Consider the following 13,932-nt stretch of genomic DNA (forward strand, 5'->3'; position numbering starts at 1 on the left):
AAACTAAGGGGATGGACCTTGATTCTATGCTATAATCAAGGTATTCTAACAAGAAAATGGGAAAATGAGTGAGGGAAAGCAGGGCGCTTTCTCAACAGGGTAAGGGTGAAACAAAATGGATAAAGATAAAAGCAAGTTAATTGTTCTTGAAGATCGCGTGCCTAAGCTCAAAGAGCAGCGTAAGCATAAAACAAATAGGCGGCTTATCTTTTATTTATCACTCTTTTTCATCCTTATTCTATTCATTGTATATTCGCAATCATCCCTAAGTAATATTTCAAAAATTGAAGTTATAGGGAACGAATATGTGGGTAGTAAGGATGTTATAAAAGCAAGCAACCTAACAAATAAAACAAGCTATTGGGAAGTCGATAAAGATCAGGTAAGCGAGCTGGTAGAAAAGCATCCTGAAATTCAAACAGCGACGATTATTAAAAGCTTTCCTAATAAGGTAACAATTAAAGTGAAAGAATACGAGCGCACAGCATACGTATTTTCAAACGGTACATATTTCCCCGTCAATGAAAATGGAAAAGTTCTTAAAGCAATCAAAAGTAGCGAAATGATATCAAGTGCTCCTTTGCTTGTAGAATGGAATGACCCGGAAGCTATTCAAGAGATGGTACAGGAACTAGCCAAGACGCCGGTAAGCCTTGCAAGTTCTATTTCAGAGATTTACTATATGCCTACTAAAGCAGAACCTCTCCAAGTTGAAGTGTTTATGAACGATGGTAGAGAAGTGAGTGCAAAGATAAAAAATTTCTCGGAAAAAATTGTGTACTATCCAGCTATTGTAAAAGAGTTAACGCCAGAACAACAAGGCGTAATTGATTTGGAAGGAAACTCTTTTACACCCTATAAGAAAAATGAACAGAAAAGCGATGAATAGCCGTCAACCCTTTCGTTTGATGGCTGTAACAGCGAGTGAAGAACGTGATATAACCTTAATGTGTTAAAAAAGATAACATAATTAGGGAAACGTTGAAATTTCGCTTTTCTAGCTTTCATTCATGGTGTAGACTTATAGTTATAGTAAATAGTTATTCTATGAAAAAATATACGTTCGGTATAAAAACGTATTTGAATCAATTAATTGAATGAAATTGAAAGACTAACATGAAAAAGTCGAAAAAAATTGAATTTACAAAAGGGAAAAAGCTTAGTTTGTTGAATATTTTCATATAATAAAAGCTAAATCGAAAGTTTGTTGTTCTTCTGACGTCAAAGTAGTAAAGATGTGTAGAATGTAAAAGGAGGTGCCAAAGAATGAACAGCAATGAAATATACGTTAGTTTAGACATCGGTACATCCAGTGTGAAAGTAATCATCGGAGAGATGAGTAACGATTCATTGAATATCATTGGTGTGGGGAATGTAAAGTCACACGGGTTGAAAAAAGGTTCTATCGTTGATATAGACGCAACAGTTCAATCAATTAGAAAAGCAATAGAACAAGCTGAAAGAATGGTTGGCATTACAATTAAAAAGGTAGTCGTGGGCATTAGTGGGAACCATGTGTTTTTACAAGATTGTCACGGTGTCGTGGCGGTATCAAGTGAAAATCGTGAAATTGCTAATGAAGATATTCACCGAGTAATTGATGCAGCACAAGTTATGTCCATTCCACCTGATCGTGAAATCATTGATGTTATTCCGAAGCAGTTTATCGTAGATGGATTAGAGGGAATTAATGATCCTCGTGGGATGATTGGCGTACGCTTAGAAATGGAAGGCACAATTATTACGGGGTCTAGAACGGTGTTACATAACTTATTACGCTGTGTAGAGAGAGCCGGTTTAGAAATCAGTGATATTTGCTTACAGCCACTTGCCTCTGGTTCAATTGCTTTGTCTCGCGATGAAAAAAACCTAGGAGTTGCACTGGTTGATATCGGCGGAGGCTCTACTACTATTGCTATCTTCGATCAAGGGCATTTAAAAGTGACGACCGTAGTAGCAATTGGTGGAGAACATATTACAAAAGACTTATCAATTGGGCTTCGAACATCAACAGAAGATGCAGAAGCTATTAAAATTAAGCATGGACATGCTTTCTATGACCATGCATCAGAAGAAGAGGTATTTAGCGTACCTATTATTGGTAGCGATCAGCACCAGCAGTTTAATCAACTCGAAATCTCTGATATTATTGAAGCTAGATTAGAAGAGATCTTTGAGATGATAACGCAGGAAGTGAACCGTTTAGGATACAAAGATATTCCTGGTGGTTTTGTTCTAACAGGTGGTGTTGTAGCAATGCCAGGCATTTTAGAGCTAGCACAAGTTGTGTTAAAAAACAATGTGCGCATTGCTGTACCTGATTATATTGGAGTTCGTGAGCCGCATTACACAACGGGTGTAGGTCTCATTAAGTTCGCTTATAAAAATGCAAAAATTCAAGGGCGTGAAATTGGAGCCCCAGTTGTGGAAGAGCAAGTATTTGAGGAAGAGTTTGTTCCAGCAGCGAAACCTCAGCAGCAACAAGCGCAGCCACAGCAGTCAAATGAGAAGCCAAAAAAGAAAAATGACCAAAATTTAATGAAGAAGTTTTTTGGATACTTCTTTGATTAACGTTACGGATTGGTAATTTCGATGAATTAGGAGGAACTATCATGTTGGAGTTTGATACAAGTGTAGACCAATTAGCAACGATAAAAGTAATCGGTGTAGGGGGCGGCGGTAACAACGCAGTAAACCGTATGATTGAACACGGTGTTCAAGGCGTAGAGTTTATTGCGGTTAACACAGATGCCCAAGCGTTAAATTTATCAAAAGCAGAAACAAAAATGCAAATCGGCGCTAAGCTTACTCGCGGTCTTGGTGCTGGAGCCAATCCGGAAGTAGGAAAAAAAGCAGCGGAAGAAAGTAAAGAACAAATTCAAGAAGCTTTAAAAGGTGCAGATATGGTGTTCGTTACTGCAGGTATGGGTGGTGGAACAGGAACTGGTGCTGCTCCTGTTATTGCTCAAATCGCAAGAGAACTCGGCGCTTTAACAGTAGGCGTTGTCACACGTCCGTTCACATTTGAGGGGCGTAAACGTTCTACGCAAGCAGCTGGTGGTATCGCTTCTATGAAAGAAGCTGTCGATACGCTAATCGTTATTCCAAACGATCGCTTATTAGAGATTGTAGATAAAAACACGCCAATGCTGGAAGCATTCCGTGAAGCAGATAATGTGCTACGTCAAGGTGTACAAGGTATCTCTGATTTAATCGCGGTACCTGGACTTATTAACTTAGACTTTGCTGATGTAAAAACAATTATGTCTAACAAGGGTTCTGCTTTAATGGGAATCGGTATTGCAACAGGTGAAAATCGTGCGGCTGAGGCAGCCAAAAAAGCTATTTCAAGTCCATTACTTGAAACGTCTATTGACGGTGCTCAAGGTGTACTGATGAACATTACAGGTGGAACAAACTTAAGCCTTTATGAAGTTCAAGAGGCGGCTGACATTGTTGCTTCTGCATCAGACCAAGAAGTAAACATGATTTTCGGTTCTGTTATCAATGAAAACCTGAAAGACGAAATTGTTGTTACTGTTATTGCAACAGGCTTTAGTGATCAAGACCTGTCTCAAGGTAAGCCAGGACGACCATCTTTAACAGCTAACCGTGTGCAGCAACAGCAACAGCCTGTGGCTCCGCCAAAGCGTGAAGTGAAGCGTGAAGAGCCTGTTCAACAAGAATATTCTCGCCCAACGCAGCCTCAATCATCAGATGATGCTTTAGATATTCCAACGTTCTTACGTAACCGAAATCGTAGACGCTAAAAAAACGTGCTGATCTTAAAAGAGATCAGCGCGTTTTTCTTTTTTCTTTATTCTTTGCTCAATAGATAAAGAATGACAAATATCGGATTATTTCCTCAAAAATACTGCTTGTTTCCCCCCATGAAATGACAGACTTTCTACTAGATTATGCTTTATACTAATTTTTAACAAAAGAGATTAAGAGGAATGGAGAGGTTCAATCAGTGCCAATCTATTTAGATTTAATCTGGATTCTTAATTTTGGATTAGATACAATTTTGTTGCTTTTATGCGCAACGGTTTTAAAGCGGCAGTTTAAATGGTGGCGACTGTGCTTAGGGGGATTTATTGGCTCTTTAATTGTACTTCTTATGTTTACTCAATTTTCTGATATTATGCTGCATCCCGCAGTTAAAATTCTGTTCTCCCTCATTATGGTGTTAGTAGCTTTTGGGTATAAGCGTCTTCGCTTTTTTATTGAAAACTTATTAACATTTTATTTTTCAACGTTTGTCGTAGGTGGTGGGTTAGTAGGAATTCATTTTTTGTTTGATCAACAATATTTGCTGGTAGATGAAATGGTGAGTACACAGCCACAGTTTGGAGACCCTATCAGCTGGTTATTCGTATGCTTAGGCTTCCCTATTCTAGCCTACTTCTCAAAGGCTAGAGTTGAAGATATGAAGATGAAAAACATTACGTTTGATCAGCTAGCGGATGTGAAGATTAGTTTAAACGGTGTAGAAATTCATACAAAAGGTCTTATTGATAGCGGTAACCAGCTTGTTGATCCATTAACGAAAACACCTGTTATGATTGTTGCAGCATCCTTACTTGAAGAAGTCCTTCCTTCCTCGCTGCTTCAATTAAGTAAAAATGTCCAATCATTTTCGCATGATGAGGATATTGATCATGACTGGTATGCGAGGGTGAGATTTGTGCCGTATAGAAGTGTCGGACAGTCTAATCAGCTATTGTTGGCTCTAAAGCCAGATCATGTAACCATTGTTCATAACTCCCAAGAAATTCATGTTGAAAAGGTGTTGGTTGGAATTAGCCATACAACATTATCGGTTGAAGGACAATATGAATCAATTATTCATCCCAAGCTATTAGTCATTGGAGAAGTCAGCTCAGCTTCTTAATTTGAACAAAAATAAAAGGGGGAAATTGAATGTCTACATATCGTATTCGGCTACAGTTATGGTGGTACAAGTTATTAATTAAATTAAAAATTAAAACAGATGAAGTATATTATATTGGTGGGAGCGAAGCATTACCGCCACCTCTAACAAAAGATGAAGAAGAAGTGTTACTGAAAAAACTTCCTTCTGGTGATGAAGCGGCAAGGTCTTTACTAATTGAGCGAAATTTACGCCTAGTTGTCTATATTGCACGTAAATTTGAAAATACGGGGATTAATATTGAGGACTTAATTAGCATTGGGACAATAGGCTTAATAAAAGCAGTAAATACATTTAATCCAGAAAAGAAAATCAAACTAGCTACGTACGCATCGAGATGTATTGAAAATGAAATTCTCATGTATTTAAGACGAAATAACAAGATTCGTTCAGAAGTTTCGTTTGATGAGCCGTTAAACATTGATTGGGATGGGAATGAGCTTTTACTTTCGGATGTAATGGGAACGGAAGAAGATATCATTACAAAAGACTTAGAAGCGAATGTAGATAGGAAGCTGTTATTAAAAGCTTTACATCAACTTAATGATCGTGAAAAGCAAATTATGGAGTTAAGATTTGGATTAGCAGGTGGGGAAGAGAAAACGCAAAAGGATGTAGCGGATATGCTTGGTATTTCTCAATCGTATATTTCACGATTAGAAAAGCGAATTATTAAAAGGCTCCGAAAAGAATTTAATAAAATGGTGTAACAAAATGCGGTAACAAGTAGGCGTTCTGACTCTGCTGTTACCGCATTTTGTTTCAGGAATAAAATGTAAGAATTTTGAATGTGCATATTTTTTCCTTTCAAGGAGATACTGAACTCAGAACATCATCTCCTGTGAGGAGGGAAAGAATTGACAAGAAATAAAGTAGAAATTTGTGGAGTAGATACTTCAAAGCTTCCTGTATTGAAGAATGATGAGATGCGCCTTTTATTTAAGGAGCTGCAAGCTGGTGATGAAACCGCTCGTGAGAAGTTAGTGAGTGGTAACCTACGTCTTGTTCTAAGTGTAATTCAGCGTTTTAATAATCGCGGAGAATTCGTTGATGATTTATTTCAAGTGGGTTGTATTGGCCTCATGAAATCTATTGACAACTTTGATTTAGGACAAAACGTAAAATTTTCTACATATGCTGTTCCGATGATTATTGGAGAAATTCGCCGCTACTTGCGAGACAATAACCCAATTCGGGTATCAAGATCATTAAGAGACATTGCATATAAGGCACTCCAAGTTCGAGAAAGATTAATGAGTGAAACATCAAAAGAGCCAACTGCAGAAGAAATAGCCAAAGTATTAGAAGTTCCACATGAAGATATTGTATTTGCGTTAGACGCTATTCAAGACCCAGTATCATTATTTGAACCTATCTACAATGATGGAGGAGATCCTATTTATGTGATGGATCAGCTTAGTGACGAGCGAAATCGCGATTCTACTTGGATTGAAGAAATAGCCTTACAGGAAGGGATGCGTCGACTAAATGAGAGAGAAAAACTAATTTTACGAAAACGCTTCTTTCAAGGAAAGACTCAAATGGAAGTGGCTGATGAAATTGGGATTTCACAAGCACAGGTATCTCGTTTAGAAAAAGCAGCCATTAAACAGATGAATAAGAACATTCAAAGCTAATATTTTTGGCTTCATACGTATGATAAACCGCCGCATGGATCAGTCTGTGCGGCGGTTTGTTTGATAGAAGAAAAAGCGCGTAAAATTACCGTTTCTTTCATGAAATCACTCAAGTTTAAATATACATATACAAAGAGATTTCTACGTTTTTTAAAATAACGTGTTGGCTAAGAGAATAGGGGGAATAGGGATGTTAAAGATTTCTGAATTTCAAATTAAAGATGTGGTTAACGTAGCAGACGGCAAGCGCCTTGGACATGTAGGAGATATTGATATTGATTTAGCCACTGGTAAAATTCAAGCGATTGTCATTGGGAACTCAAGAATGCTTGGTTTTTTTGGGAAAGAAGAGGAAATTGTCATTCCGTGGCGAAATATCGTAAAGATTGGTTCTGACGTTATTTTAGTACGCTATAAAGACAGCTACGAACTTGAAGAGAATTAATGTATTTTTATAAACAGCTATTCTCAATCTGTGGTACAATATTTGAGAACAATAGATAAAGGGTGTGTCACATACATGAATAAAGCTGCTTTTACAAAAAGCCATCATGAATCGTTTATGTGGCTTCGTCCGTGGATGGATGAAAATAGTCAGCTGTTAAGTGGCTTTACGACTAAAAACGGTGGAATAAGTGAGCCTCCGTTTACTTCATTCAACCTTGGACTGCACGTACATGACAACAAAGAACACGTTATTTTAAATAGAGAACTATTAGCTAACCATCTAAATATGCCCTTATCGAATTGGGTTTGCGCTGAACAAGTACATAATTCGGTTGTACAAAAAGTAACGCGTAAGCAATCAGGAAAGGGAATGCATGCTTATGAAGATGGAGTTGCACAAACAGATGGAATTTATACAAATGAATCAAACGTTTTGTTAGCACTATGCTATGCAGACTGTGTACCTCTATATTTTTATGCTCCAAATCATCATATGGTAGGGCTAGCTCATGCTGGATGGCAAGGAACAGTTAAAGATATTGCGGGTGAGATGATTCGAAAATGGGTACAGGAAGAGCAAATACCTGTTGAAGATATTTATGCTGCTGTAGGGCCAGCGATTGAATCATGCTGCTATATTGTCGATGACCGCGTCATTTCAGCAGTGAATGAAGTAGCGTCGTCAGCGGACGTATATGTGCAAATTTCTCCGAATCAATATCGACTAGATTTGAAAAAACTAAACGTTTATTTGATGAAAAAAGCTGGTGTTAATGAAGCAAATATTATCGTTTCATCCCATTGTACAAGCTGTGAAGATGATCTATTCTTTTCGCATCGTCGCGATCAAGGTAAAACCGGTCGTATGTTTAGCTTTATAGGTTTTAAGGAGGATTGACTACATAGTGACAGCAAGCGTAGCAAGCAATTTAGAACAAGTAAAAGAACAAATTAACCTAGCCTGTGAGAAGGTAGGGCGTCACCCAGAAGAAGTAAGGGTTGTAGCCGTAACAAAATACGTTTCTACTGAGCGCGCACAAGAGGCCGTAGAAGCAGGCCTTATACATCTAGGAGAAAATCGTGATGAGGGCATGACGGAGAAGTATGAGGAAATTGGTGACAAGGCCACATGGCACTTTATTGGAACGCTCCAAACGCGTAAAGTGAAAAATATTATCAATCAAGCATCGTATATTCATTCGTTAGATCGTTTATCGCTAGCAAAAGAGATTAATAAGCGAGCGAGTAAGCCAGTAAAATGCTTTGTACAGGTAAACGTTGCGGAAGAAGAATCTAAGCATGGGCTATCAGCAGATGAGGTTGTTCCATTTATTCAAGCATTAGAGGAATACCCAAATGTTCAAGTTGTTGGGTTAATGACAATGGCTCCTCATACGGACGATGAGAAGGTATTAAGAAATTGTTTTAAAGATTTAAAAAAGCTACAGCAAGAAATTCAAACTCTTAATTTACGCTATGCTCCTTGCCAAGAGCTTTCAATGGGAATGTCAAATGATTACCAAATTGCTATTGAAGAAGGAGCAACGTTTATTCGATTAGGAACCACATTGGTTGGTTAAGAACGTTAAGGAGGTGTCAGGCGATGAGTATGAAGAATCGTTTAAAAAATTTTTTTGCCATGGATGATGAGACAGAAGAGTACGTAGAAGAACGATATGAACAAAAAGAATATGACAATGAACCTGCTGCTGTTCAACCTTCTAAGACGCAAAAGCAAGTTAGCAGTCAGCAGCAACAGCAAAATGTTATAAGTTTGCAAAGCGTACAAAAATCATCGAAGATGGTCTTATCTGAACCACGCGTTTATGCCGAAGCCCAAGATATTACCGATCATTTAAAGAACCGCAAAGTCGTTGTTGTCAATTTACAGCGAATTCAGCGTGATCAAGCAGTAAGAATAGTCGACTTTTTAAGCGGAACGGTTTATGCTTTAGGTGGTGACATTCAAAAAATCGGAACCGATATTTTTTTATGTACGCCAGACAATGTCGATGTTAGTGGTAGCATTTCAGATATGCTCACTGAACATGAAACAAGCAACGTAAAGAGGTGGTAACCGTATATGGAAATCGTACTTAGGATTTTGCTTCAGTTAATCGAGATTTATTCATGGGCGCTCATTATTTACATTTTTATGTCATGGGTTCCCGACATTCGCGCATCTCGATTTGGACAAATGCTGGGAAGCATTTGTGAACCTTACCTTGAGCCGTTTCGACGAATCATTCCTCCGCTTGGAATGATTGATCTCTCACCACTGGTAGCTATTCTTGTGTTACGCTTTGCAAGTGGTGGACTCGTATCGCTATTTAGAATGTTAGGGTTCATATAAAAAGGAATCATTTGATTCCTTTTTTACATACGAGCAAGGAGAGTAGACATGTCTATTTATCAACATTTTCGAGAAGAAGAACGAGCATTTATTGACCTCGTATTAGAGTGGAAAGAAGATGTTCTTAATCAATATAGTCCAAAGCTGACGGACTTTTTAGACCCACGCGAGCAGCAAATTGTTTCAGCTATCATTGGAACAGAAGGAGAAGTGCTTGTTTCGTTTGACGGTGGAAGTGAACAAGGAGAACGAAAGCGAGCGCTTTTATATCCTGATTATTATGAGGTGGGAAATGAAGATTTTCAACTGAGCTACTACGAGCTGCACTATCCTAGTAAATTTGTTACGGTTGAGCACCCTCAAGTGTTAGGAGCATTAATGTCGCTTGGGTTAAAACGGTCAAAGTTTGGTGATGTTTTGGTACAAGATGAGCGCATACAGCTGGTTATTGCCGATGAAATATCTTCTTACGTGGAAGCAAACTTCACGTCAGTGGGTAAAGCCAAAATATCTCTTGTAAAAAAAGACCGCACAGAGTTACTTCAAGTTCAAAGTGAATTTCAGGAAAAAACGTATACTGTATCATCCATGCGGTTAGACGTTTTACTATCTACCATTTACAATTTATCTCGTCAAAAGGTGCAGCCGTTTATTGGAAGTGGAGCGGTAAAAGTAAATTTTAAAACGGTTGAACAGCCTTCTTTTGAGTGCAAAGCAGATGATATACTTTCACTAAGAGGTTTTGGTCGAAGTAAAGTTATATCAGTTGAGGGGAAAACAAAAAAAGATAAGTGGCGAGTAATTGTAGGGAAACAACAATAACAAAAATTGTAAGCAGGAAACAAAAAAAATATGTCGAATATTCCATTACAAACAATGTAATGAGACAACGTGGAGGTGGCCTACATGCCTTTAACCCCTTTAGATATTCATAACAAAGAATTTAATCGTGGGTTTCGTGGATATGATGAAGACCAGGTCAATGAATTTCTTGACCAAGTAATTAAGGATTACGAATTAATTATTCGTGAGAAAAAAGAATTAGAAGCGCGAGTAACTGAGCTTACTGAAAAAGTAGGGCATTTTACTAACATCGAAGAAACGCTGAATAAATCAATTTTAATTGCTCAAGAAGCAGCAGAAGACGTAAAGCGAAACGCAGAGAAAGAAGCGAAGCTAATTGTAAAAGAAGCGGAAAAGAATGCTGACCGCATTATCAATGAAGCTTTATCAAAGTCTCGTAAAATTGCGATGGATATTGAAGAGACGAAAAAGCAGTCAAAAGTATTCCGTACGCGTTTTAAAATGTTAATTGAAGCCCAGTTAGAAATGTTAAACAGTGATGATTGGGATCAATTAATGGACTATGAAATGCCTGCGTTAGAAGAAAAAATTGACTAGTCAAGACAGAACCTTGACTTCTTTCGTTTTGTTGTCATATAATTTGGTAACAGATGAAATTTCATACGTATAGTACGGAGATAGGGACAGTAGTTTCTTACATGATTACGTTTAGCGAACCGAGGAAGGTGAGAGCTCGGTCTAATCTAAGAAACGAATATCACCCTGGAGTATTGCTGCTGAAACGAAGTAAGCAGCGACGTGTTATTCACGTTACGAATGCTGAGAGGACAAACGGAAGTGCTGTTTGTCTACAAGGGTGGTACCGCGGGAGACCTTCTCGTCCCTTTTTGGGATGAGAAGGTCTCTTTTTGTTGTAGCTATATACGGAATGAAATTTACGATTTTATGGAGGTTAGAACTTTGGAATATAAAGATACGTTATTAATGCCGAAAACAGAATTTCCGATGCGTGGAAATTTACCAAATCGTGAGCCACAAATGCAAGAAAAGTGGGCGGGAATGGACATTTATGCAAAAGTTCAAAAGCGTACAGAAGGTCGTCCATTATTCGTGTTACATGATGGCCCTCCTTATGCAAATGGTGATATTCATATGGGGCATGCACTGAATAAAATCTTAAAGGACTTTATCGTTCGCTATAAATCCATGTCAGGTTTTTGTGCACCGTATGTACCTGGTTGGGATACGCACGGTTTACCGATTGAAACAGCTTTAACAAAGAATAAAAAAGTCAACCGTAAAGAAATGAGCGTTGCTGAGTTCCGTAAGCTTTGCGAACAGTATGCATGGGAGCAAGTGGAAGGTCAACGTGAACAGTTCAAACGTTTAGGTGTGCGTGCTGATTGGGATAACCCTTATGTGACGCTTCAGCCTGAATACGAAGCTCAGCAAATTAAAGTATTTGGAGATATGGCGAAAAAAGGCTATATCTACAAAGGACTAAAACCAGTTTATTGGTCTCCATCTAGTGAATCAGCGTTAGCAGAAGCTGAAATTGAATATTATGATAAGCGCTCTGCGTCTATTTACGTGGCGTTTAATGTAAAAGATGGTAAAGGCGTAGTGGAAAGTGATGAGAAATTTATCATCTGGACAACAACGCCATGGACAATGCCGGCAAACTTAGCTATTGCTGTAAACCCAGAGCTTCAATATAGCGTAGTGGCCGTAGATGGTGCTAAATACATCGTGGCATCAGAACTTGTTGAGACCGTTGCAAAAGAGATTGAATGGGTTGAATATGAAGTAGTGCGTACTATGAAAGGTGCTGAACTTGAGCACGTAGTAGCAGAACATCCAATTTACAAGCGTGATTCTCTACTCGTTTTAGGTGACCATGTTACAACTGATGCGGGTACTGGGTGTGTTCATACGGCTCCAGGACACGGGGAAGATGACTTTATTGTGGGTCAAAAATACGGTTTAGGTGTACTTTGTCCAGTTGACAGCAAAGGTCATATGACAGAGGAAGCGCCTGGATTTGAAGGCTTATTCTATGATAATGCGAACAAGGCCATTACTGAAAAGCTTCAAGAAGAAGGCGCCCTGTTAAAGCTATCATTCATCACGCATTCATATCCACATGACTGGCGTACGAAAAAGCCGACAATTTTCCGTGCAACAGCGCAATGGTTTGCATCAATTAAAGACTTCCGTAAAGAGCTATTAGAGGCAGTAGAAAAAACACAGTGGGTTCCTGCTTGGGGCGAAACTCGTCTTTACAACATGGTTCGTGATCGTGGAGACTGGTGTATTTCTCGTCAACGCGCATGGGGCGTACCAATTCCTGTGTTTTATGCTGAAAATGATGAGCCGATTATTACGGATGAGACAATTGAGCATGTATCAGAGCTGTTCCGTCAGCATGGTTCAAACGTATGGTTTGAGCGTGAAGCAAAAGATTTATTACCGGAAGGCTTTACTCATCCTGGTAGTCCAAACGGTCATTTCACAAAAGAAACGGATATTATGGACGTATGGTTTGATTCTGGATCTTCTCACCAAGCTGTACTTGAAGAGCGTGAAGGGTTACAGCGTCCGGCTGACCTTTATCTAGAAGGGTCTGACCAATATCGCGGTTGGTTTAACTCAAGCTTATCTACAAGCGTTGCTGTAACGGGTGAAGCACCTTATAAAGCCGTTTTAAGTCATGGTTTTGCTTTAGATGGTGAAGGTCGTAAAATGAGTAAATCACTTGGTAACACGGTTATTCCAGCTAAGGTTATGAAACAGTTAGGTGCAGATATTCTACGCTTATGGGTAGCGTCTGTTGACTACCAGGCAGATGTACGCGTATCTGATAACATCTTGAAACAAGTAGCTGAAGTATATCGTAAAATTCGTAATACGTTCCGCTTCTTATTAGGAAACCTAGCAGATTTCAATCCACAAACGGATGCGATTTCAGTAGATCAGCTTCGTGAAGTAGATCGTTACATGCTAGTTAAGCTCAATAAATTAGTGGATAAAGTGAAGAAATCATACGATGCATATGAGTTCTCAAGTATTTATCATGCAGTTCATAATTTCTGTACGATTGATATGAGTTCGTTCTATTTAGATTTTGCAAAAGACGTATTATATATCGAAGGTGCAAACAACGTAGAGCGTCGTAGTATTCAAACCGTTCTTTACGAAACGCTACTATCTCTAACAAAGTTAGTATCTCCAATCCTTTCTCATACAGCTGATGAGGTATGGGTTCATATTCCAAACGTAGAAGAAGAAAGCGTCCAGCTAGTTGATATGCCAGAAGTGAAAGAAATTGCTGGTGCAGATGAGCTCGAGAAAAAATGGGATGCGTTTATGGAACTCCGTGACGAAGTGTTAAAAGCACTTGAACAGGCTCGTAATGAAAAGGTAATCGGAAAATCTCTTGAAGCTAAGTTGACTCTATATCCAAACGCTGAGACGAAGCAATTGTTAGCGTCTATCTCAGAAAACGTAGGTCAATTGTTTATCGTTTCAGGCTTAGAGGTTGCTGGTGACGTAGCAGATGCGCCGGAAACTGCACAGCGCTTTGAGCACGCAGCAATCGTTGTGACACCTGCTGAAGGAGAAAAATGTGAACGTTGTTGGACAGTTACAACAACAGTTGGTTCAGACTCAGCTCATCCAACATTATGTGCAAGATGTGCAGATGTGGTGAAAACGAACTACGTTCAGCAGTAAAGCGGAAAAAGAGGCTGGGACATAAG

General features: G+C 38.8%; 14 protein-coding genes and 1 other annotated feature. All 14 genes read left to right on the forward strand.

The genetic code is table 11. From position 1 onward, the window contains the following. The first annotated feature begins 115 nt into the window (after positions 1-115). On the forward strand, positions 116-889 hold the full coding sequence (locus BFL01S_RS02815; protein ID WP_061784805.1) for a cell division protein FtsQ/DivIB: 774 nt from the start codon (positions 116-118) through the stop codon (positions 887-889). 377 nt (positions 890-1,266) lie between these two features. Then, positions 1,267-2,571: a cell division protein FtsA gene (gene ftsA / locus BFL01S_RS02820; RefSeq protein WP_025908843.1), complete on the forward strand. Its 1,305-nt coding sequence runs from the start codon at positions 1,267-1,269 to the stop codon at positions 2,569-2,571. Positions 2,572-2,612: 41 nt separating this feature from the next. Further along, on the forward strand, positions 2,613-3,770 hold the full coding sequence (ftsZ, locus tag BFL01S_RS02825) for a cell division protein FtsZ (RefSeq protein ID WP_025908844.1): 1,158 nt from the start codon (positions 2,613-2,615) through the stop codon (positions 3,768-3,770). Positions 3,771-3,973: 203 nt separating this feature from the next. Beyond that, positions 3,974-4,894 carry a sigma-E processing peptidase SpoIIGA gene (gene spoIIGA / locus BFL01S_RS02830; protein ID WP_025908845.1) on the forward strand — a complete coding sequence of 307 codons (921 nt, stop codon included), beginning with the start codon at positions 3,974-3,976 and terminating at the stop codon, positions 4,892-4,894. Positions 4,895-4,923: 29 nt separating this feature from the next. Continuing rightward, positions 4,924-5,643 carry an RNA polymerase sporulation sigma factor SigE gene (sigE, locus tag BFL01S_RS02835; RefSeq protein ID WP_025908846.1) on the forward strand — a complete coding sequence of 240 codons (720 nt, stop codon included), beginning with the start codon at positions 4,924-4,926 and terminating at the stop codon, positions 5,641-5,643. 147 nt (positions 5,644-5,790) lie between these two features. After that, complete coding sequence (gene sigG, locus BFL01S_RS02840; RefSeq protein WP_025908847.1) at positions 5,791-6,570, forward strand: RNA polymerase sporulation sigma factor SigG; 780 nt, start codon at positions 5,791-5,793, stop codon at positions 6,568-6,570. Between the two features lie 190 nt (positions 6,571-6,760). Next, entirely contained in the window at positions 6,761-7,015 is a 255-nt protein-coding gene (locus tag BFL01S_RS02845; RefSeq protein WP_025908848.1) for a YlmC/YmxH family sporulation protein, read from the forward strand. 75 nt (positions 7,016-7,090) lie between these two features. Beyond that, on the forward strand, positions 7,091-7,915 hold the full coding sequence (gene pgeF, locus BFL01S_RS02850; RefSeq protein ID WP_061784806.1) for a peptidoglycan editing factor PgeF: 825 nt from the start codon (positions 7,091-7,093) through the stop codon (positions 7,913-7,915). Positions 7,916-7,922: 7 nt separating this feature from the next. After that, entirely contained in the window at positions 7,923-8,597 is a 675-nt protein-coding gene (locus BFL01S_RS02855; protein WP_035320310.1) for a YggS family pyridoxal phosphate-dependent enzyme, read from the forward strand. A 23-nt stretch (positions 8,598-8,620) separates the two neighbouring features. Continuing rightward, the gene (locus BFL01S_RS02860) at positions 8,621-9,094 is read left to right on the forward strand and encodes a cell division protein SepF (RefSeq protein ID WP_061784807.1); all 474 of its coding nucleotides are present in this window, start codon (positions 8,621-8,623) and stop codon (positions 9,092-9,094) included. A gap of 6 nt (positions 9,095-9,100) precedes the next feature. Next, complete coding sequence (locus BFL01S_RS02865; protein WP_025908851.1) at positions 9,101-9,370, forward strand: YggT family protein; 270 nt, start codon at positions 9,101-9,103, stop codon at positions 9,368-9,370. A gap of 48 nt (positions 9,371-9,418) precedes the next feature. Further along, positions 9,419-10,192, forward strand: a complete 774-nt coding sequence (locus BFL01S_RS02870) for a YlmH family RNA-binding protein (protein WP_061784808.1) — start codon at positions 9,419-9,421, stop codon at positions 10,190-10,192. A gap of 84 nt (positions 10,193-10,276) precedes the next feature. Next, entirely contained in the window at positions 10,277-10,771 is a 495-nt protein-coding gene (locus BFL01S_RS02875) for a DivIVA domain-containing protein (protein WP_061784809.1), read from the forward strand. 68 nt (positions 10,772-10,839) lie between these two features. Continuing rightward, positions 10,840-11,062: a binding site (T-box leader), on the forward strand. A 72-nt stretch (positions 11,063-11,134) separates the two neighbouring features. Continuing rightward, entirely contained in the window at positions 11,135-13,906 is a 2,772-nt protein-coding gene (gene ileS / locus BFL01S_RS02880) for an isoleucine--tRNA ligase (protein WP_061784810.1), read from the forward strand. The last annotated feature ends 26 nt before the right edge of the window (positions 13,907-13,932 follow it).

Source organism: Priestia flexa NBRC 15715, assembly GCF_001591565.1.
GTDB classification, from domain to species: Bacteria; Bacillota; Bacilli; order Bacillales; family Bacillaceae_H; genus Priestia; species Priestia flexa.

Coding starts and splice junctions, on each gene's coding strand:
- BFL01S_RS02870 (WP_061784808.1), top strand. CDS start 9,419: ATGTCTATTTATCAACATTTTCGAGAAGAAGAACGAGCATTTATTGAC.
- BFL01S_RS02860 (WP_061784807.1), top strand. CDS start 8,621: ATGAGTATGAAGAATCGTTTAAAAAATTTTTTTGCCATGGATGATGAG.
- pgeF (WP_061784806.1), top strand. CDS start 7,091: ATGAATAAAGCTGCTTTTACAAAAAGCCATCATGAATCGTTTATGTGG.
- BFL01S_RS02875 (WP_061784809.1), top strand. CDS start 10,277: ATGCCTTTAACCCCTTTAGATATTCATAACAAAGAATTTAATCGTGGG.
- ftsA (WP_025908843.1), top strand. CDS start 1,267: ATGAACAGCAATGAAATATACGTTAGTTTAGACATCGGTACATCCAGT.
- BFL01S_RS02845 (WP_025908848.1), top strand. CDS start 6,761: ATGTTAAAGATTTCTGAATTTCAAATTAAAGATGTGGTTAACGTAGCA.
- ftsZ (WP_025908844.1), top strand. CDS start 2,613: ATGTTGGAGTTTGATACAAGTGTAGACCAATTAGCAACGATAAAAGTA.
- BFL01S_RS02815 (WP_061784805.1), top strand. CDS start 116: ATGGATAAAGATAAAAGCAAGTTAATTGTTCTTGAAGATCGCGTGCCT.
- sigE (WP_025908846.1), top strand. CDS start 4,924: ATGTCTACATATCGTATTCGGCTACAGTTATGGTGGTACAAGTTATTA.
- BFL01S_RS02865 (WP_025908851.1), top strand. CDS start 9,101: ATGGAAATCGTACTTAGGATTTTGCTTCAGTTAATCGAGATTTATTCA.